Origin of the sequence: Pseudomonas sp. UW4 (assembly GCF_000316175.1) — a bacterium.
In the GTDB taxonomy this organism is placed as follows: domain Bacteria; phylum Pseudomonadota; class Gammaproteobacteria; order Pseudomonadales; family Pseudomonadaceae; genus Aquipseudomonas; species Aquipseudomonas laurylsulfatiphila.
Genome location: NC_019670.1, coordinates 1,530,563 through 1,551,350, shown reverse-complemented (window position 1 = coordinate 1,551,350; position 20,788 = coordinate 1,530,563). Strand labels below are relative to the sequence as shown.

16 protein-coding genes are annotated in these 20,788 nt (G+C 59.1%); 1 reads left to right on the top strand and 15 read right to left on the bottom strand.

Going from position 1 to position 20,788, the window contains the following annotated elements; translation table 11 throughout:
* Position 1 precedes the first annotated feature (1 nt).
* The 11 genes from PPUTUW4_RS06810 to PPUTUW4_RS06760 all read right to left on the bottom strand — a co-directional run bounded on the left by PPUTUW4_RS06810 (position 2) and on the right by PPUTUW4_RS06760 (position 14,207).
* Positions 2–4,123, bottom strand: coding sequence for a DUF1592 domain-containing protein (locus PPUTUW4_RS06810; protein ID WP_015093955.1), 4,122 nt, complete (start codon positions 4,121–4,123; stop codon positions 2–4).
* Between the two features lie 447 nt (positions 4,124–4,570).
* On the bottom strand, positions 4,571–6,664 hold the full coding sequence (locus tag PPUTUW4_RS06805) for an LTA synthase family protein (protein WP_015093954.1): 2,094 nt from the start codon (positions 6,662–6,664) through the stop codon (positions 4,571–4,573).
* A 338-nt stretch (positions 6,665–7,002) separates the two neighbouring features.
* Complete coding sequence (locus tag PPUTUW4_RS06800) at positions 7,003–7,608, bottom strand: START domain-containing protein (RefSeq protein WP_015093953.1); 606 nt, start codon at positions 7,606–7,608, stop codon at positions 7,003–7,005.
* Between the two features lie 96 nt (positions 7,609–7,704).
* Positions 7,705–7,959, bottom strand: a complete 255-nt coding sequence (locus tag PPUTUW4_RS06795) for a YkgJ family cysteine cluster protein (protein ID WP_007973695.1) — start codon at positions 7,957–7,959, stop codon at positions 7,705–7,707.
* Between the two features lie 166 nt (positions 7,960–8,125).
* On the bottom strand, positions 8,126–8,608 hold the full coding sequence (locus PPUTUW4_RS06790; protein WP_015093952.1) for a hypothetical protein: 483 nt from the start codon (positions 8,606–8,608) through the stop codon (positions 8,126–8,128).
* A gap of 80 nt (positions 8,609–8,688) precedes the next feature.
* Positions 8,689–10,128 (bottom strand): PLP-dependent aminotransferase family protein, encoded by a 1,440-nt coding sequence (locus PPUTUW4_RS06785; RefSeq protein WP_015093951.1) that lies wholly within the window; start codon positions 10,126–10,128, stop codon positions 8,689–8,691.
* A gap of 201 nt (positions 10,129–10,329) precedes the next feature.
* The gene (locus tag PPUTUW4_RS06780; RefSeq protein ID WP_015093950.1) at positions 10,330–11,136 is read right to left on the bottom strand and encodes an OmpA family protein; all 807 of its coding nucleotides are present in this window, start codon (positions 11,134–11,136) and stop codon (positions 10,330–10,332) included.
* Positions 11,133–11,489, bottom strand: a complete 357-nt coding sequence (locus tag PPUTUW4_RS06775; RefSeq protein ID WP_015093949.1) for a DUF4398 domain-containing protein — start codon at positions 11,487–11,489, stop codon at positions 11,133–11,135. Before PPUTUW4_RS06775 ends, PPUTUW4_RS06780 begins: the two co-directional genes overlap by 4 nt.
* 9 nt (positions 11,490–11,498) lie before the next feature.
* On the bottom strand, positions 11,499–12,335 hold the full coding sequence (locus PPUTUW4_RS06770) for a transporter substrate-binding domain-containing protein (RefSeq protein WP_015093948.1): 837 nt from the start codon (positions 12,333–12,335) through the stop codon (positions 11,499–11,501).
* A 192-nt stretch (positions 12,336–12,527) separates the two neighbouring features.
* Positions 12,528–13,457 carry an FAD-binding protein gene (locus PPUTUW4_RS06765; RefSeq protein ID WP_015093947.1) on the bottom strand — a complete coding sequence of 310 codons (930 nt, stop codon included), beginning with the start codon at positions 13,455–13,457 and terminating at the stop codon, positions 12,528–12,530.
* On the bottom strand, positions 13,458–14,207 hold the full coding sequence (locus PPUTUW4_RS06760) for an electron transfer flavoprotein subunit beta/FixA family protein (RefSeq protein WP_015093946.1): 750 nt from the start codon (positions 14,205–14,207) through the stop codon (positions 13,458–13,460).
* A 547-nt stretch (positions 14,208–14,754) separates the two neighbouring features.
* On the opposite strand from PPUTUW4_RS06760, the gene PPUTUW4_RS06750 reads away from it, so the two are divergent.
* On the top strand, positions 14,755–16,419 hold the full coding sequence (locus tag PPUTUW4_RS06750; protein ID WP_015093945.1) for an electron transfer flavoprotein-ubiquinone oxidoreductase: 1,665 nt from the start codon (positions 14,755–14,757) through the stop codon (positions 16,417–16,419).
* Between the two features lie 183 nt (positions 16,420–16,602).
* Here PPUTUW4_RS06750 and PPUTUW4_RS06745 read toward each other — a convergent pair whose 3' ends face one another.
* From PPUTUW4_RS06745 to PPUTUW4_RS06730, 4 genes are all read right to left on the bottom strand, one after another.
* The gene (locus tag PPUTUW4_RS06745) at positions 16,603–17,406 is read right to left on the bottom strand and encodes an IclR family transcriptional regulator (protein ID WP_015093944.1); all 804 of its coding nucleotides are present in this window, start codon (positions 17,404–17,406) and stop codon (positions 16,603–16,605) included.
* A gap of 60 nt (positions 17,407–17,466) precedes the next feature.
* The gene (locus PPUTUW4_RS06740; RefSeq protein ID WP_015093943.1) at positions 17,467–18,777 is read right to left on the bottom strand and encodes an MFS transporter; all 1,311 of its coding nucleotides are present in this window, start codon (positions 18,775–18,777) and stop codon (positions 17,467–17,469) included.
* Positions 18,778–18,970: 193 nt separating this feature from the next.
* A complete protein-coding gene (gene dgoD, locus PPUTUW4_RS06735) occupies positions 18,971–20,119 on the bottom strand; it encodes a galactonate dehydratase (RefSeq protein WP_007977010.1) in 1,149 nt (382 codons plus the stop codon).
* 45 nt (positions 20,120–20,164) lie between these two features.
* Positions 20,165–20,785, bottom strand: a complete 621-nt coding sequence (locus tag PPUTUW4_RS06730) for a 2-dehydro-3-deoxy-6-phosphogalactonate aldolase (RefSeq protein WP_015093942.1) — start codon at positions 20,783–20,785, stop codon at positions 20,165–20,167.
* Between the last annotated feature and the right edge of the window lie 3 nt (positions 20,786–20,788).

Below are 20,788 nucleotides of genomic sequence, written 5' to 3'. Positions count from 1 at the left end.
ATCAATTCCTCTCGGTTTTGTAGATGAACGCCTTGGAAGTCCCCAGGGTTCGCAACATTTCTGCCAGGGAGCCTGAAGTTTTCAAGCCATCGGCAATCGCCTTCACTGTCCCGGAGGTCGATTCATCCGATTTGTTGCCGAACACAAACCGGAAGTAACTGTCGGCCATGCAGAACTGTGATGCCGGGTTACGCGAGACAATTCTTGCGACATCCCGGACATCATCGACCTGCTCGGTGCCGGCCAGACTGATGAACGGACCGGAGGCCTTGATCGGCAACATCTGCGGATACTGGTTATAGTTGTGGGCCTTTTCCTGAGTGCGATAACGACCAGCCGCGTCGTAATGCTCCATCGACGACCCTGTGTCATTCATGTATTGATGGCACTGCCAGCAGCGTCCACCTGAGGCTTGCTCGCCGTTGACCAGGTCCCAATGCTCACGGGTGGTAATGGCGCGAGGCGGATAAACCGGTTCTGTCGGATCGGCCTCCACCGGGGCACCGAACTCACGGCAGAACATCTGCTCACGAATCATGATTCCACGCTTGACCAATGAGGTACTCACCAAGTCTGACGTGGCAGCTTGAGTCAGCCCCAGATGCAACAACCCTCCCCGTTTTTCGTCCACCACAACCTTTTGCATCGTGCTGCCCGTGACACCGCTGATGCCATAATGCGCGGCCAGGTCCTGATTCAAATAGGTGTAGCCGGGGTTGAACAACTCGTTCAGGGTGCCGGAACCCAGCAGCATATTTTTGCTCAGCAGATACTGCTCCTGCGTCATGAGCTCAATCATGTGTCTGGTCAGTCCCGGTTTTTCCTGGACGCCTCGAACCGTTTTGACGTAATAGCTGACGAAGCGGTTGAACTGCTCGATGCCGCGATCGGTTTGCATCATTCGCTGAATTTCTGCAGCGATCTGTTGTGAGGTCTGCAGTTCGTTGCGCTGCGCCTTGGCCAGCAGCTCAACATCCGGCGTCGTGCCCAGGAACCCGTAAGAGAGCGCAGTGGCTACCTCGAACGGTGTGAGCTGATACACCTTGCTTGCCGATGCTGACTCCACTCCCAACTCCGAGCGATAGAGAAAGTTCGGCGACATCATCAGAGCGGTGATTGCAGCCGGTGCCCCTTGCTCGTCGAGGATTTTCTGGTAACGCAACCGCTCGGCGTCAGTGACAGGCCGTCGGAACAACTGATAGCCCAGGGAGGTGACCAGATCGGTGCCTGCCCGGGAGGTTGCCAGCGCGCTCAACCGCGATGGCGAAACCTTTTCTGCCACCGACAATGCCATGTCGTAAAACAGTTTGACGTCCTCTGCCTGCAGAACGCCCATGTTCGCTTCCCCAGGGTACTTGAAGTCTTTTTCGGACTTGTCGGCCGGCAGCTTCTCGGGATTGACTTCAACCCCCAGAATGTCCAGGACGGTGGCGGCATACTCATGTGGCGTCAGCAATCGCAACTGCCGCGCGCCATAGGATTCGTCCTGATCCAGGTAAGGTTTCCAGACGACGTCGAACAAGTGATTACTGATTTCAGTCGCACAGGTGGTGTCGCAATGCCCTGAAACCGGCATGGTCTTGATTTGTTTGACCAACGCGTCCCGACCCGCCACGCTCCAGAGCAAGGCCTTACTCGCGCTGTTGAAGTACTCGACCGCATGGCACTTGGTACAGGCCCCCGCCAGGACCGTTTCGCCCAGGCTCTCGACATGCTGGTAAGTGACGAGTGGCAGCTGCCGGTCCTGGCTGGACTCATCAATCACCACCGTCTCCAGTTCCGGCTGCGGTTTTTCCTTCGGATAAAACGGGTAGATAACCTTGTACTTGCCATAGTCGAGGAGCTGCGTCGTAGTCCCGCCCCATGGAATGTTTATGACCTGTGGCTCAGCATTACTCTGGTCCTCGTTAATCAGGCTGACGTGCCATTGGGCATCGGTGACGGAAACAGGCCTGGTCGGTGCCTTGATCGTCACCTTGACCTCAAGCTTGATCGGCCGCTCGCGATAACGCAGGTTGATCGTATGAGTCTTGCTGGTTTCCGATAGCGTTAACGCTGTGTTGCGCACCTCGGGAATCCAGTTTTTCACATCATTGAGGCGCAACTGATACTCACCATACGCCAACCCATTGAGAACCAGCGCAGACTCATTGTTTAACGGATTCCATGAAATTTGCACCAGTCGACTATTGCCGTCGGGGGCAATCAGATAACCACTGATCATTTCGTTTTCCAGGCCGGGAGGTGACAGCATTGGACGTAACGCCAACTGCGTCTGCGGCAACCCGGTCGCGTCATAGCGCACGCGATAGATGACCCCGGCGACGTCATCGCTGATCAGCAGGCTGCCATCCGCCAGTTCAAGAAACTCGACGGGGCGCCCAATGCACGAGCTGTCCAGGCAATAGACATCAAATCGTTCCGGGTCCTGCACAAATCCATTGATCAGCGGGATCTGGTTGACCACGCGCGTACCGTCCTGGATGGTCAGCATTTGTATGTCCATGCCTGGACGGGCAGTGGAGCCCGCACCATGCACGGCAACCAGCAAACGCTGGGTCCTCTCGGTGGCCGGGTAACCTGACCAGAACTTGACCCCGAGCGGCGCCGTGTTGGTGCCCGACTCAAAAGCTGCCGGCACATAATCAGCGGGGTTGATCTGCTCGAGCGACTTGTCGGACACAATGGCACCGGGCACCAGCGGCGGCTGGATCACACCCGGGTTGAGGTACTCCTCCTGAGTGAATCCGGGCGTGTCCTTGCCAAACCGATAAGGCACGCCGAAATGCAACCCGGGGCTGCGGATAAAGTTGACCTCATCAGGGTTGGGGAAGCCTTGGCGATTATTGTCGCTGAACCATATTTTGCCGTCCTTGGGGTTCCAGTCGAAGCCGACAGAGTTACGCACCCCCGAGGCCAGAATCTCGGACGCCCCCGTTTCCGGGGAGTAGCGCAAGACCGTCCCATAGCGCTTGTCGGCAGGAATCATGCACAAGTTGCACGGAATGCCGACCGCTGTATAAAGCCACTTGTCTGATGGATCGAGTGGATTGAAGCGCAAGGGGTGCTTCATGTGCCAGATGCGAGTGTTGGAACCGGACGACAGAGGGGGCAAGGGAAACAGGTTGTCGTCTGCCGGAAAGCTAAAGACCCGTTCGGGTTTCGGGTCTTTGTAATGATCGTCCGCGTTACGCAAGCGATACAGACCACCCGTGGTCGAGTAATACAGATCAGCGTCGCGATACGCCACGCCGTGGGGCTCTTCCAGACCGCTGGCAATGACATGAATGCCCGTCGGTTTACCCGCCCCATCCAGTGGCAACGCGTAGATCATGTCGCCGATTTTTCCGCCATAGACGTACGAAGGGATTGCACTGGAGCCGACATACAATACGTTCTTGCCCATGGCCATCTGCCTGGGTTGAACAAGCCCCTGGGCAAACAGCTCGATTTTCACCCCCGGCAAACCACTGAGCTTGCTCACATCCACCGGTGGGCGATACGTCACCGTCACGGCTTGCTCTGCCCCTTGCGCCTCCTTGAACGTGACAATGCGCGGCGTGTTCAGCGGGATGTATCCATCGGCGCTGTTCATCACCAATTGGTAGTCGCAGGCTTTCAGATTATCGAGGTGGATCGTTTCGCTGGCCTTCGCCCTGATCGAAATTTCTTCGGCCTTGCAGCGCAGAGTCCCGGTGACCATCTGATCAGCGCGAGCGACACCGGGCACCGCCGGTTTCAGGGGTGCTTTGCCGCCAAGGGTGGCAAAGCTCAGCGTAAGGCGATTGCCTTCGAAACCACCGCATTCACCGAGGTCCTTCCACGCGTCTTTCCAGTGGTTGGTTGGAAGGAGTGGCTCATAGGCCGGTTGCCTGCACCATTGCCAACTGCCGATACCAAGCGGTGCCTCGTCGTCTTTCCAGCATTCAAACTGTTGGCCCTTGTGCTGTACCTGTTGCCCTTGTTCATAGAGCGTGCCCTCCGCATAAGCGGGTGCGGTACAGGACTGAGGTGAGGGCGTGGACTCTGATGTTCTGGTGAACGCCACCCAAGCGATGACAGCGGCGAGCGCCACCAGACACGCGAGCCACAGCAAACGAAGCACACCGACAGACTTGTTCATGAAGCGAGCCTCACTCGTTAGACAAGTGCTTCAACCCAGTGGACAAATCTGTTGATTCGATGTCCTGCGGCGAACCACCTGAACCGAAGCGGCAGGCCAGAAAAGCGCCAAAGCCACCCCCGGCGTTTCTATTGGAATGTCTTCCAGTGCGGTTCCACAGCATCACCAAGACATGGCACGAAAGCCAAAGAGACAGGAACAGACAGACACTCATCCTTGCGACACTGCCCGCTCTCAACGTCGCTGTTACAAACGTTGGATCAGGTACCCGAAGCACCTGTATGAAATCCCCAAACCCCAAGGGTGTCTACTGTCAGAGTTGACAGGTATTGCCCTTGGTTGCGGTTCTTCGCCACCCGGCAAACATAAAAAAATCCGATGCCTGTGCAGGCATCGGATTCTGATTTTTTGTTGCCTGAGGTCAGGCAGCAAGACCTGACTGAATACTTAGTCCGGAGTGCCGTCAACGACACCCGCGGTGTTGTCCAGCAGGCTCTTGGTCGCTGTTTGCAGGAACGCTTCGAGCTTGAGTTTCAACTCGGCGGTACGCGGCGCGTCAGCAATGACTTCGGCGCGAGGCTTGGCACCCAATTCATACTGATACAACTTCGGCGCCATGTCCTTGTCCTTCGGCAGGACCAGAACCTGGTCGGCGGTGAGGATAGCCGTGGTCTGCTCGCTGCCCGACGGCTTGATCACACCAATACCGGCATCGCCCTCCGGCAGGTCAAGCAGATCGCGTCCCCAGCATTGATGGCGCACTTCGCCACCGATGCGGCCCATGATGGTCGGCACGATGTCGATCTGGGTGCCCACGGTGTGGTCACGCTGGCCGAATTTTTCCTGGATGCCCGGCGCGATCATCAGCATTGGCACGTTGAAGCGGCCCAGGTCCATCTCGGTGATCTGCTGTTCGTTACCAAAACCGTGGTCACCGACGATGACAAACAGGGTTTCCTTGAAGTACGGCTCCTTGCGGGCCTTTTCAAAGAACTGGCCCAGTGCCCAGTCCGAGTAACGCATGGCGGTCAGGTGTTCGTTCAGGTTGCCACGATCGGTTACGCGCTCGACCGGCAATGGCGTCGGCAAGGCGTAAGGCGTGTGGTTGGACAGGGTTTGCAGCAAGGCATAGAACGGCTTGCCGTTTTCCCGCGCCTTGAGTTCGACCAGGCCACGGTCGAACATGTCCTGGTCGGACACGCCCCAGGTCGGATCAGAGAACACCGGGTTCACAAAATCGTTACGACCGATGAAGTTGGTCATGCCCTGGTTGCTGAAGAAACCCGACTGGTTGTCCCAGGCGAAATCGCCGTTGTAGACATACACGTCGTCGAAGTCACGGGCACTGAGCAACTGCGGCAGCCCAGACAGCTTGTGACTGCCTTCCGGGGTCTGCATCAGGTATTCGAAGCCCGGCAGGTTCGGGAAGCAGGCCATGGTGGCGAACATGCCCTGGTGGGTATGGGTGCCGTTGGAGAAGAAGCGGTCGAACAGCAAGCCTTCCTTTGACAGTTTGTCGAGGTACGGCGTGATGTTGCCCGGCCCGCCCAGCGCGCCCACCGAGTGACCGGCCATGCTTTCCATCAGGATCACAACGACGTTCTTGACCGGCAGGGTCTTGTCGGCCGGCGGGGTGTAATCGCGACGTACCGCTGCGGTGTCGGCATCCACCAGTTTATCGGCCGGTACCACCAGCATGTCACGCACCACTTGCTGGGCTTGTGGCTGAGGCAGGGTCGCCTTCCAGATATTGTCGCGATCCTCGGACATCCGGCTCTTGGCGGCGGCGACCAGAGAAAGCGTACCGTTGAGACCCAACTGGTTGGCGAAGTTGGAATCTGTGGTGTAAACATCACCCCAGCGCATCGGCGGGCCTTGACGCAAGGTGCCACGGGCCGCGACGACGCAGATCAGCAGGCAAACCACGAACACGCCAACGCGTGCATACCACGGCGCAACCTGGCGAGTGCCGATGCTGCCGCCACTGAACGGGCCACGAGGGCGGGTCGCACGGTCTGCGCCCTTGAACGCCAGGCTCAGGATCCAGGTGCCCACGGCCCATGCCAGCAGGTAGCGGACCACGGGGAAACCGTACCAGAGCATGCTCATCACGGTTTTCGGATCTTCCTTGACGTACTGGAAGACCAGGCCGTTGAGGCGCTGGTGGAACTCACGATAGAAGTCCATCTCCATCAGGCCCAGGAACAGCGCAATGCTGGAGACGACTGTCAGCCAGAGACGGAACAGCCCGCGTGCGGCCATGGCCCGGACACTGAACAATGACAGCAGCAACGGAATACTGAGATAGACCACCAGACGCAGGTCGAAACGCAGACCGTTGGCGAATGCCTCAAGGAAGGTCGAAGCCGGTGTATCGAGGATCATCGAGCGGTTGTAAACCAGCAGCGCGACGCGCAGCAGGCTGAACATGACCATCATGACCAGTGCACACAACAGCGTGTAGGCCAAATGCGATTTGACGGTCGGTTGCAGCAGGCGACTAAAGGCTCGCTGCTGATTCAGGGCGTCCGGGATTGCCATGTCGTTTTAGGACCCATTGGAAGTTGAAGTTTCAAAAAATACAGCTGCGCCTGGCCCTCTTTTCGGCCCGTACAAGGCCCGGGGGTTTGCGCGGTGCGCAAATGTTGCACGATCAACGGCTGTATTGCCATTGATTACTACCCTCATCCCGACTGTTTCATCCTGCATTCAGGAATACGCTGCGTGTGGCGGGAGAGCCGGTGAATTGTCTTGGAGACCTGGTGAAAATTTCGTGCAACGCATATCCGGAAACAAATTAAAGCGCCCTGCCCGGCCAAAAACGCAAACGCCCCGAACCGGTCGGGGCGCTGCGAAGTCATCTTTATAGCAGCACGCCGTTACTTCTCGGCGCGTTCCTTGAGGGCTTTCAAGGTATTGAACGGGGCATCCACCACGAACTTGTTAGCCACCATCGACGGCACGCTGCCGCCCGGTTCGGTGTGCACCTGATAGGTCACTTCGATCTGGTCGCCCTTGGGTACGAACTTCCAGAAACCGTCGATCCTGGCAACCCGGACGAAGCCTTTTTCTTCAGGAAGGTATTTCGGTACGCCTTCGAGCTTGCGGGTCAGGCTGCCATCGGCACCTTCGGTGGTGGTGATGTGCAGCACCGAGTCACGCGGAGTAACCGGCCATGGGGTGTTGAACTGAGTGTAGGTCCAGCTCTGGTCACCTTCGTGCTTGAGCAACTTCTGGGTTTTGCATTCGTGAATCCAGGCGCAGGCTCCGGACACGTCATCCTGCAACGCACGCAGCTTGGCAATGGTGGTTTTCATTAGCGTAACGCCCTGGTAGGCCTTGTAATCGGACCCGGCCACTTCACTCAGGGAGACCTTGATGCCGTCTTCGTTTTTCGCGATTTTCCAGTCTTCGGCCTGGGCCGTCGTGGTAGCCAGCACAACCGTCAAACCACACAGTACAGCCATACGATGCAGCGAACCCATAGTCTTATTCCTTATTGTTGAAGTTCCGTTCGTTGGGTTTGCACCTTCGATCTCCGTCAGGTCTTTTGGAGGTGATCACAGGTGCGAGCCCACACATCACGCCGCCGTCATTTGCTCCCACCAGCCAATCAGCCGAATGGCTTCTTCGCTGCTGCTTCCGCACACCTCGGGGTCGGCCTCGAAGGCAGAACACACCGCCGGCCGTTCCGGCTGGCCGAAAATATTGCACAGGTTATCGGCGGAAAGTTGCAGGCAACGCTGCCCCGCGGCCTTGCCGTTGGGCATACCGGGGATCGGTGAACTGATGGACGGGGCAATGCAACAAGCGCCACAGCCCTCACGGCATTTCATGACGACAAGCTCCTCGCGACGAGCAATGTGTAAAAGGACGGGGCACAGAGTACCCGCTAAAACAGTTGTTTTAAATTACCTGCGAGCCGGTTTTTCCACGTTAACGGGCATGACCGACCAGTCTCCGACAAAGCGTCTGTTCTGCGGCTCGCGGAACTTGCTGGCGTTACTGCTTGAACTCGAAATCCAGTGCTGCACCTTCAACCTCACGGCGCTCTTCATTGCGCAGTTGCAGCTGCATTTCATTGCTGAGCAGGCGGCCGTTGAGCTGGAACGGGCTGCTGCCGCTTTTGTCACCGAACATCTGGGGCAGCAGCGGTTCGCGCTTGGACAACGGCACCGTTCCGACCGGCTTGAGTTCCTGAACCATATCCTTGGGCAAGCTCAGGTCCAGCTTGGCGGATGGAAGCTCGGTCTTTACCACTTCGCTGGCCGGTTTCGATTTGGAAGCAATGGGTGGGCGTTTTTTCGCGGGCGTCGCCGGTTTTTTGGCCGGCGAGGCTTTTTTTGCTGGAGCGGTTTCTATCGGTGCGACGTGGAAACTGCCGGTGGCCTGCTGATCCTGCTCAGTGGCGGCAACGACGGATACCGGCTGAATACTCGCAATCAGGCAGAGCAAAAGCCAGGCGGCAGGAAAAGTCGGTTTCATGTATCCAACGGTGGGTGCAAACGGCAGAGGTGTCTATGCTCGCCTGTTGCAGCCCACAAGACAAGCGCAGTAGCAGACTATTACAAACTGCCAGCCATCTCCTGGCAGAGTTGGGTGGCCAGCATGCCAAGGGTCATCAACGCGCGCTCGGCTTCACGATTCCAGGGCGTGCCGCAATTGAGGCGAATGCAGTGATTGAATTGCTCGGTATTACTGAAGATCAGCCCGGGCGCAATACTGATGCCCTGCTGCAATGCCCGCACGTGCAACTCCTGGGTGTTGACCCGCCCCGGCAGACTGACCCACAGAATGAAGCCACCGGTAGGCCGGGTCATCTGCGTGCCTTCCGGGAAATACTGCTGTACGGCCAGCTGGAAGGCACTGAGGTTCTTGCGGTACTCCTGACGGATAAAGCGCAAATGCCGGTCATACCCGCCATTCTCCAGGTAAGCGGCAATTCCCATCTGGGTCACGCTACACGCTGAATGCGTGCTGAAGGTCTGCAAGCGCTGGATTTCCTGCTGATACTTGCCGGCAATCATCCAGCCGATCCGCACCCCGGGTGACAGGGTTTTCGAGAAGCTTGAGCAATAGATCACCCGGTCCAGCCGGTCATAGGCCTTGAGGGATTTGGTGCGTCCCTGCTCGAACATCAGCTCACCGTAGATATCGTCTTCGACAATCTGGATATCGAAGTCCGACGCCAGGCGCAGCAGTTGTTTCTGCCGCTCTTCAGGCATGGTGCCGCCCAACGGGTTACTCAGCCGGGTGGTCAGCACCAACGCCTTGATCGACCACTGGTTGGCTGCCAGTTGCAGGGCTTCCAGGCTCATGCCCGTGGCCGGATCGCTGGGGATCTCGATGACCTTGAGGCCCAACAGATCGGCCAGTTGCAGCAACCCGTAATAGGTCGGCGACTCGGCAGCAATCAGATCGCCCGGACGGGTCAGCACGCGCAAGGACATCTGCAGCGCATCGACGCAGCCGTGGGTGATCACCACTTCCGACGGATCGACCACCACGCCGGCATCGCGCATGCGGATCGCCACCTGTCGGCGCAACGGCTCGAAACCGGGGCTGAACATGTAACTGAAGGCCCGCGGGCTATGGAAACGAGTGACTTTGGCCAATTGCTGATGCAGCGCCCGCACCGGTAAATAGTCGACACTCGGCACCGCCGCACCCAGCGGAAAGACACCTTCACGACGGGATTCGACCAGCACTTGTTGAATGATGCTGCTACGGGTGACCAGGCCGGGGCGCTCGACCCGGGCGATGTCCGGCGTCGGCGCCGTGAGTGCCGGCGTCTGGTGCACGTAGTAACCCGACTGCGGCCGGGCGCGGATCAGCCCCTGATCTTCGAGATTGGCATACGCCTGCAACACCGTCGCATGACTGACATTGAGCTGCGAGCTCATCTTGCGCACCGAAGGCACGCGCTCTCCCGGCTGATAGACCCCTCGGCGGATGTCTTCGGCCAGTTGTTGAGCAATACGTTGATAGAGCAAAAGATTGGTCATGACGCAGCACTCGATTTCACGGGCATTTTATTCTTGTGTAAAACAATACCGGAACAGTTTAGAAGTGTACGGGGACAGTTACCACAATAGTCGACCGTACAGTGCAGTGTCAGCAAAATCTGTACTGTTTTGTGCGGTAATCGGCAGGCGTAAAAAAACCCGGCGCTGCATGGCAGGCCGGGTTTTCCATCGACGCACACCCTACCGGGCGGCGCCGAGCTGGCCGTTTTCGTCGGAAAACACAATTTCCACCCGACGGTTCTGCGCACGGCCCCGTTCCGACGCATTCGCGTCCACGGGATACTCGTCGCCATAACCTTCGACCTGGATGCGCTTGTCATCGATGCCCAGATCCATCAGCACGTCAGCCACCGATTGTGCGCGGTCGCGAGACAGCTTGAGGTTTTCCTGCTTGCCCCCGGTACTGTCCGTGTAACCTTCGATCCGCACCACACGCTTGGGGTTGAGTTGCAGGAACTGCACGATCTTCAACACCACGCGGTTGGCCGAAGGTTTCAATTCCGCTTCGCCGGTGTCGAACAGCATGTCGCCCAACGTCATCACCAGACCGCGGTCGGTCTGGGAGGTGGTCAATGCCAGGATCTGCTCTTCGAGCCATTTGCCTTGCTGCTGCACACTGAACAGTTTGGACTCACGCAATGCCAGTTGCAGACGCTGCCGTTCCAGTTCGAGTTTTGCCGCTTTTTCTTCGTTGAGCGCCTGATTGGTGTGTTCCCGGGCAATGGCGCTATAGCGCTGGCTCAGGTAGGCGTAATGCACCACGTCCGAACCACTGCCCCAATAGCTGGACAGGCGGTCGGCACGGGCCAGGGACTCACCGGCGCGGATCACGTCCTTGGGGGCGATTCGCAGCACATTGGAGTCTTCCTTGACCTTCTGAAAGTCGGTTCCAGCCTGCTGCAACGCGCTCTCGCTGTGCTGGCTGACGCAACCAGACAGGCTGGCGGCCAGGATCAAACCGCCGAGGGTTTTGCTCTTGAGGCTCATTGAGCATCTCCCAGTTGCTTTTGCAGACGGGCGATGCGGGTGTTAAGCACGTTCAACTGTTCCTCGCTCTTGGCCGTCAGCACCTTGGCCTCAGCCAGGCGCGCATCCAGTTCGGCCTGTTCGGCGCGCATGCGCGCATTCTTGAACGATTGATCAGTCATGTTGCCCTTGGCGCGATTGTACTTGTCCTCGGCCAGTTTCATTTCCGGCACATCGTCGGCGGTGGCACCCACGGCCTTGGCCTGTTCGAGTGCCTGTTCGGTCAGGCGCATTTGTTCATTCGGCGCCGGATCGGTTGCACAACCCGCCAGGGCGACAATGGCCACGGCAGCGAAAAGAGGTCGAATACTCACTAAATATCCCTACTGTTTTGGGGTACTGACGGGTTGTTGCGAGGGTTGCTGCGGTTGTGAGCGTTGTGCCTTCCAACGTTCGATATTGCGCAGCAGAACGGCCTCCGTCAGTCCGGACGCGGGCAATTCTGTCATCTTTTTGGCCAACTGTCCGCGCAACCACGGATCGTTGCAGGCTGAGTTGTGGGAAATCGCCAGGAACAGGCCAGGCTTGTCGACCGGTTGCGAACGTGCGATCAGATCACCGGCCATGCCCAGTGTCTGTGCAGTCGCCATGCCCGAGTAACGTCCGGCCAGGACAAATTCGACTTCGCCCAACAACAGCTTCTGAAAGGCCAGGGTCAGGCTGGACGTGCGCGCGAGGGTTAACTGCTGTGCGGCAAAAGTGCTGAATTGCGGGGTCAATCGAGCCCGTTCCGACACGGCACCCGGATGGCCGTGCAGATCGGGTGCTTGGTTGTAGACCAGTGTCGAATCCTTGCGCGTCCAGACCAGGTAGTCGTTTTCCAGCAAAGGTGGATGGATGTAATCCAGGGTTTCCAGCTCACTGACGGTCAACGTCGCGTCCGCCAGCATGTCCATGCGTCCGCTGCGCACTTCGTCCAGGGCCTGGGCGCGTTTGCCGGCATACAGCAGTTCGACCTTGAGCCCCAACTCCCCCGCCACTTGCTGCAACAAATCGGCACTGGCACCGATCAGGTGTTTGGGATCTTGCGGGTCTTGCCAAAGGTACGGCGGCGCATCGGGGCTGCCGGTGACCACCAGGCGTTCGCATTTGCCTGCGGCGAAAGACAGCGCCGGCAACAGCGTCAATCCCAGCAAGCTCCACACAAGGCGCAAATCCATGGCTTCACACTCCACTCATACCCGGTTATGCCTCCTGTAGGAGCGAGCTTGCTCGCGATGGACGTCAATGCGCCGCGTTTTTTCAGAATGAACGCATCATCGTTAACGCCCATCGCGAGCAAGCTCGCTCCTACAGAGAGCAAAAAAAAGCCCGGCCAAAAGGCCGGGCTCTTTATAAGTCAAGCCGCCGGTTTAGACCAGCTTCTCGAACTCGGGGATGGCTTCGAACAGGTCCGCCACCAGGCCGTAATCGGCCACCTGGAAGATCGGCGCTTCTTCGTCCTTGTTGATCGCAACGATCACTTTGGAGTCTTTCATGCCGGCCAGGTGCTGGATCGCGCCGGAGATACCGACGGCGATGTACAGCTGTGGAGCAACGATCTTGCCGGTCTGACCGACCTGCATGTCGTTCGGAACAAAACCTGCGTCGACCGCGGCGCGCGAAGCACCCACGGCAGCGCCCAGCTTGTCGGCCAGGGCGTACAGGTGTTTGAAGTTGTCGCCGTTCTGCATGCCGCGCCCGCCGGAAACGACGATCTTGGCAGCGGTCAGTTCCGGACGATCGGACTTGGCCAGTTCTTCGCCGACGAAGCTGGAGATGCCAGCGTCGTGGGCAGCGCCAACGGCTTCAACGGCAGCCGAACCGCCTTCAGCGGCAACCGGGTCGAAACCGGTGGCACGCACGGTGATCACTTTCACTGCAGCGTTCGACTGAACGGTAGCAATGGCGTTACCGGCGTAGATTGGACGCTTGAAGGTGTCAGCGCTTTCTACCGAGATGATCTCGGAAATCTGGTCAACGTCCAGTGCAGCGGCAACGCGCGGCAGGATGTTTTTGCCGTTGGAAGTGGCGGCAGCCAGGATGTGGCTGTAGCCCTTGCCAAGTTCGGCAACCAGTGGAGCAACGTTTTCCGGCAGTTGGTGAGCGTAGGCAGCGTTATCGGCTACCAGCACTTTAGCCACGCCAGCGACTTTCGCAGCGGCTTCCGCCACGGCGCCAGCGCCCTGGCCTGCAACCAGAACGTGGATGTCACCACCGATTTTGGCGGCGGCAGCAACGGTGTTCAGCGTGGCCGGGGCCAGCACTTTGTTGTCGTGTTCAGCAATAACCAAGATAGTCATTTAGATTACCTTCGCTTCGTTTTTCAGTTTCTCGACCAGTTCAGCCACCGACTTGACCTTGATACCCGCGCTGCGTGCAGCCGGCGCTTCGACTTTCAGGGTCTTGTTGGTGGAGGCGGTGGAAACGCCCAAAGCGTCCGGAGTCAGCACTTCGAGAGGCTTCTTCTTGGCTTTCATGATGTTCGGCAGAGACGCGTAGCGCGGCTCGTTCAAACGCAGGTCGGTGGTGACGATGGCCGGCAGTTTCAGGGAAACTGTCTGCGCGCCGCCGTCGATTTCGCGAGTCACGGCAACGCTGTCACCGCTGATTTCGACTTTCGAAGCGAACGTGCCCTGACCGTAGCCGCTCAGTGCAGCGAGCATCTGGCCAGTCTGGTTGTTGTCGCTGTCGATGGCCTGTTTGCCAAGGATCACCAGCTGAGGCTGTTCCTTGTCGACAACAGCCTTGAGCAGCTTGGCAACGGCCAGGGAAGTCAGGTCTTCGGCGGACTCGACGAGGATGGCGCGGTCGGCACCCAGAGCCAGCGCGGTGCGCAGTTGCTCTTGAGCGGTGGACGGGCCGACGGAGACGACGACGATTTCAGTCGCAACACCTTTCTCTTTCAGGCGTACGGCTTCTTCCACGGCGATCTCGCAGAACGGGTTCATCGACATCTTGACGTTGGCAAGATCGACGCCGGAATTGTCCGCCTTGACGCGAACCTTGACGTTGTAATCCACAACGCGTTTGACAGCTACAAGAACCTTCATGGATTCCTCGTTACTCTCCGGTGAAAAGAAAGTCGCCTAGGCGAACCTGGCGGTTGATGCTCATCGGGCGCAAGGGCACCTCTAAAAACGCCGGCTAACGTGTCAAGTGACCATCACTCATGATCTGCATGACCATTCGTCAGTGGTGACTGACGAGTCATTCAACGTCACGGCGTGTAAACTTCGCGCCAAACCCGCACGGCGCATCACTCTCTACTGCCATCGCCCTGTCTTTAGAGGTGCTCTTGAAACCAACTGCCAGCCTACGGCGAGCGCAAAACCGCCCGTATCTTGACCGGAACGCCTATTCCGGTCAATACGCCAAAATGGCCGTTCATAAGGCGCGTGACTTTGATTTCTCTGGCTTTGAGCCAATTCAAACAAACGTTTGTATTGGACGCTGAGAGTGGTGTAGATATAATGCGCCACCCAAAGAGAAAGGTGGTCAATCGATTGTCCGCTTTCGGCGTTGCGCCGGAATTCATGGATGCGACACCCAACCTCCAAATTAGAAAAAAACTGTTGAGCCTTGAGTAGGAGATAACCTGTGGAACGCGAATACATGGAATTCGACGTCGTCATCGTCGGTGCCGGCCCCGCTGGTCTTTCCGCCGCCTGCCGCTTGAAGCAGAAGGCCGCCGAAGCCGGTAAGGAAATCAGCGTCTGCGTGGTCGAAAAAGGCTCCGAAGTCGGTGCTCACATTCTGTCCGGTGCCGTGTTCGAACCACGCGCCCTGAACGAACTGTTCCCGGACTGGAAAGAACTCGGCGCGCCGCTGAACACTCCCGTCACCCGTGACGACATCTTCGTGCTGAAGAACGCTGAAAGCGCGCAGAAAGTTCCAGACTTCTTTGTGCCCAAGACCATGCACAACGAAGGCAACTACATCATCTCCCTGGGCAACCTGTGCCGCTGGCTGGCCCAGCAGGCCGAGAACCTGGGCGTGGAAATCTACCCGGGCTTCGCCGCTCAGGAAGCGCTGATCGACGAGAACGGCGTGGTGCGCGGGATCATCACCGGTGACCTGGGTGTCGACCGCGAAGGCCATCCGAAAGAAGGCCTGTACACCCCGGGCATGGAACTGCGTGGCAAATACACGCTGTTCGCCGAAGGTTGCCGTGGCCATATCGGCAAGCAACTGATCAAGCGCTTCAACCTCGACAGCGATGCCGACGCCCAGCACTACGGCATCGGCCTGAAGGAAATCTGGGAAGTCGACCCGGCCAAACACCAGCCAGGCCTGGTGGTGCACACCGCCGGTTGGCCGATGGACATCATGGGCACCGAGAACACCGGTGGCTCGTTCCTCTATCACCTGGAAAACAACCAGGTCGTCGTCGGCCTGATCGTCGACCTGTCCTACAGCAACACCTACCTGTCGCCGTTCGACGAGTTCCAGCGCCTCAAACATCACCCGGTGCTCAAGCAGTACCTGGAAGGCGGCAAGCGCATCAGCTACGGCGCCCGTGCGATCTGCAAGGGTGGCCTGAACTCGCTGCCGAAGATGGTCTTCAAGGGCGGCGCGCTGATCGGTTGCGACCTCGGCACCCTGAACTTCGCCAAGATCAAGGGCAGCCACACCGCGATGAAGTCCGGCATGCTCGCTGCTGAATCGGTGGCTGACGCACTGTTCGCAGAGAAGGACGGCAGCGAAGAGCTGACCACCTACGTCGACGCGTTCAAGAAGAGCTGGCTCTACGACGAACTGTTCGCCAGCCGCAACTTCGGCCCGGCGATCCACAAGTTCGGCGCCATCGTGGGTGGCGGCTTCAACTGGCTGGACCAGAACATCTTCGGCGGCAAACTGCCGTTCACCCTGCACGACACCAAGCCGGATTACGCTTGCCTGAAACTGGCGGCCGACTGCAAGAAGATCGACTACCCGAAACCGGACGGCAAGATCAGCTTCGATAAACTGAGCTCGGTGTTCATCTCCGGTACCAACCACGAAGAAGAGCAGCCGTGCCACCTGAAGCTGGCCGATCCGAGCATCCCGATCAGCAAGAACCTGCCGCTGTACGATGAGCCTGCCCAGCGTTACTGCCCGGCCGGCGTGTATGAAGTGATCACCAAGGAAGACGGCGAGAAGCGCTTCCAGATCAACGCCCAGAACTGCGTTCACTGCAAGACCTGCGACATCAAGGATCCTGCACAGAACATCACCTGGGTGACGCCGGAAGGCGCTGGCGGCCCGACTTACCCGAACATGTAAGCCTACCGCTGAACATCAAGGCTCCCGAATGGGGGCCTTTTTGTTGCCTGGCATTTATGCAACAACACAAACCCCATGTGGGAGCGAGCCTGCTCGCGAAAGCGTCCCGTCAGTCGACACTGGCATTAACTGACAGATTGCTTTCGCGAGCAGGCTCGCTCCCACAAGGGTTGCTGCCTGAGGTCAGATTTTGGCGCCCAACTCCGCCGAGAGCCGCGCCGTAACACCTTTGATCAGTGGAATCAGCTCGGCCATTTTTTCCAGCGGCATGTACGGCACGGTACTGGCGATGCTGATGCCGGCAACGATGCGCTTGCTGGCATCGCGCACCGGCGCCGCCACGCAACGGATCGACGGCTCGTTATCTTCCAGATCGAAGGCGTAGCCGCCGGCCACGTACTCGACCATGCGCTGCTCGAACTGCTCCCAGGATTGCTCCGGGTGCTGCGGCCAGAACTGGTTTTTTCCACCCACCGGCAGGCTGACTTCGTACAGGCGCTGCCACTCTTGCGGCGAATCATCGAGCATCAGCGCCTTGCCGATCCCGGTGCGCGCCAGCGGCATGCGATGGCCGACCCGCGAACGCATTTCCGGGCCATTGCGCCCCGGGTTCTTGTGCAGGTACAGCACTTCGTCGCCTTCACGGATCGCCAGATGAATGGTGTCGCCGGTCAACGCCGACAACTCATCCAGATACGGCCCGGCCAGGGTCACCAATGGCAACTCTTCACGGGCCTGAAACCCCAACTCGATCAGTTTCGGCCCCAGCAGATAGCCGACTTGCGGCACCACCCGCAGGTAACGCTCGTCCACCAGGCAACTGGCCAGGCGATGGGTGGTGCTGCGCGTGGTGCCGATCAGCCGGGCGATTTCCTTGAGATCGCGGGCGCCGCTGGCCACGGCATGAACCACACCCAAACCGCGAAGCAGGGTCTGGGTGCCGGTCGGTGCGGCGTCCTTGGCGATTTTTGGGGCGTCTTCCTGCATATCCAGCCTTTACCGTTGAGCGAGTGAACGGGCGGCATTATGGTCGCCCGCGTGCCACGACTACAACTTGATACGCTCGACCTTGCCCACCAGCAAGATGTAGGACAGTGCGCCAATCAATGCCAGCACCGAGATGTAGGTGATTGCCGGGGCAAAGGAATCACCCGTGGCGAGGAAGCCGATCACGATCGGCGTGGCAATGGCCGCCAGGTTGCCGATGAAGTTGAACACCCCGCCGGTCAGCCCGAGCAAACGCGCCGGGGCGAGCGTCGACACCAGTGACCAGGTGATCGAAGCCAGGCCGTTGCCGAAGAATGCCAGCGCGAGGAAGGCAATCACCAGTGGCGTCGACTCAACGAAGTTGGCGCCGATGATCGAGGTGGAAATCAGCAAGCCGCTGATGATCGGTAACTTGCGGGCGAAACCCACCGTGTAACCGCGACGGATCAAAAAGTCCGAGAAGAAACCGGAGCACAGTACGCCGACAAAGGCCGCGAGAAACGGCAGCGACGCCAACAGGCCGGACTTGATGAAATCCATGCCGCGATATTTCACCAGGTAGGTCGGGAACCACGTCAGGAAAAACCACAGGGTCGAGTTGAGGCAGAACTGGCCGAGGTAGATGCCCCAGAGCTTGCGCTTGGTCAGGACAATGCCAAGGTCAGTCCAGCTGAATTTGGCTTTGACCTTGGCCTGTTCGGCCTGGATATCCACCAGCCCGCCGCCCTCGCAGATCAAGTCGATCTCCGCCTGATTGGCGCCTTTGAAGTCCCGCGGCTCGCGATACACCGCGTACCAGATCACTGCCCACAGAATGCCTACCGCGCCGGTGGTGACGAACACCATATGCCAGCCGAATTCGTGCTGCAGCCAAGCCAGCACCGGTGTCAGGAAGGCCAGGCCGACGAATTGCCCGGAGGTGTAGAAACCGATGGCCGTGGCACGCTCGCGCTCGGGGAACCAGGTGGTGACCACGCGGCTGTTGATCGGATAGGCCGGCGCTTCCAGGGCGCCGACCGCCATGCGCAACACGAACAGCGCGATGAAGCTACCAGCGAAGCCGAGCATCACGGTGGCAATCGACCACAGCAGCAGCGCTGCCGTGTACAGGATGCGTGGCGGGACCCGGTCTACCAGCCAGCCGCCGGGGATCTGCATGGCGGCGTAGGTCCAGCCGAAGGCAGAGAAGATCAGGCCGACATGAATCGGGTCGATGCCCAGGTCACTGGTCAATGCCGGGGCGGCAATCGACAGGTTGCTGCGGTCCAGGTAGTTGATCACCACCGTGATGAACAACAGCACCATGATGAAAAAACGCTTGCGGCTGGGCGTCACCAAGGACGCCTGCCCGGTGAGGGTTTGCGGTTGCATGGGGGTGCCTCTTCTTATGGTTATTGAGGTCAATGAGAAAACCGGGGGAACGCAGATCCCTCTATCCATGGAGATCAAACTGTGGGAGCGAGCCTGCTCGCGAATGCGGTGTGTCAGGCAACATCAATGTTGAATGCACCATCGTCTTCGCGAGCAGGCTCGCTCCCACAGGACTCAGTGGTGTGTCAGTGACTCACCACTCGGCAAAACTGCCATCGGCATGGCGCCAGATCGGGTTGCGCCAGCGGTGGCCGATGGCGGCGCGTTCGATCACGTATTCCTCGTTGATCTCGATGCCCAGGCCCGGGCCGTTCGGGATCTTCACAAAGCCCTGGTCGTAGTCGAACACCCGTGGGTCTTTCACGTAGTCGAGCAGGTCGTTGCTCTCGTTGTAATGGATGCCCAGGCTCTGCTCCTGGATGAATGCGTTGTAACAAGCCGCGTCCAGTTGCAGACATGCCGCCAGGGCAATCGGCCCCAGCGGGCAATGCAACGCCAGCGCCACGTCGTAGGCTTCGGCCATGTTGGCGATCTTGCGGGTTTCGGTGATACCACCGGCGTGGGACGCATCCGGCTGGATGATGTCGACGTAGCCTTCGCTGAGCACGCGCTTGAAATCCCAGCGCGAGAACAGGCGCTCGCCGAGGGCAATCGGTGTGCTGGTCAGTGGTGCCAGTTCTTTCAGCGCTTCGTAGTTTTCGCTCAGCACAGGCTCTTCGATGAACATCAGCTTGTACGGATCAAGCTCCTTCATCAGCACCTTGGCCATGGGCTTGTGCACCCGGCCATGGAAGTCCACGCCGATGCCGACGTTCGGGCCGACCGCATCGCGCACGGCGGCGACATTGGCTAGGGCCTGGTCGACCTTGTCGAAGGTGTCGAGGAATTGCAGCTCTTCGGTGCCGTTCATTTTCACCGCAGTGAAACCGCGCTCGACAGCTTCTTTGGCAGCACGCGCCGTGTCCGCCGGGCGGTCGCCGCCGATCCACGAATACACGCGAATCTTGTCCCGCACCTGACCACCCAGCAGATCGCTGACCGACACGCCCAGCGCCTTGCCCTTGATGTCCCACAAGGCCTGATCAATACCGGCCAGGGCGCTCATGTGGATCGCACCGCCACGGTAGAAGCCGCCGCGATAGAGCACGGTCCAGATGTCTTCGATGTTGCGCGGGTCCTTGCCGATCAGGTAGTCGGACAATTCTTCGACGGCAGCGGCAACGGTGTGGGCGCGGCCTTCGACCACGGGCTCGCCCCAACCGGTGACGCCCTCGTCGGTTTCGACCTTGAGGAAGCACCAGCGTGGCGGAACGATGAAGGTGGTCAATTTGGTGATTTTCATCTGTTGTCTCTCTTATGGATGCAGCGCTCGCAGCGCCAAAAAGTCTTAGCGAAGGGCTTTCCAGGCAGCGACATAGGCCTTGGCATTGGCCGCCACCTGCGCAGGCGTCATGCCCGGTTTGAACAGACCGGAGCCGAGGCCGAAACCTTTGACGCCCGCGTCGATAAACACCTGCATGTTGTCCGGGGTAATGCCACCGACCGGCGCCAGAATCGTCCCGGCCGGCAGTACCGCCAGCCAGGCCTTGACGACTGCCGGCCCCATTTGCTCGGCCGGGAACAGCTTGAGGATGTCCGCGCCTTCGGCCAGCGCCGCGAAGGCTTCGGTCGGCGTGGCGACACCGGGCGACAGAGACAGCCCCGCCGCTTTCGCCGCACGCAGGACCTTCGGGTCGCTATGGGGCATGACGATCACCTGGCCCCCCGCCGCTTTCACCCGTTCGACCTGTTCCGGCGTCAGCACCGTGCCGGCACCGATCAGGCAATCGGCAGGCAAGGTACTGCGCAGGATGCGGATACTGTCGTACGGTTCTGGGGAATTGAGCGGCACTTCGATGACGCGAAATCCGGCGGCGTACAGGACCTCGCCGACAGCGGCAGCTTCCTGTGGACGCAAGCCGCGCAGGATCGCGATCAGGCCGTTTTGCGCCAGCGCTTGTTTGAGCATGTC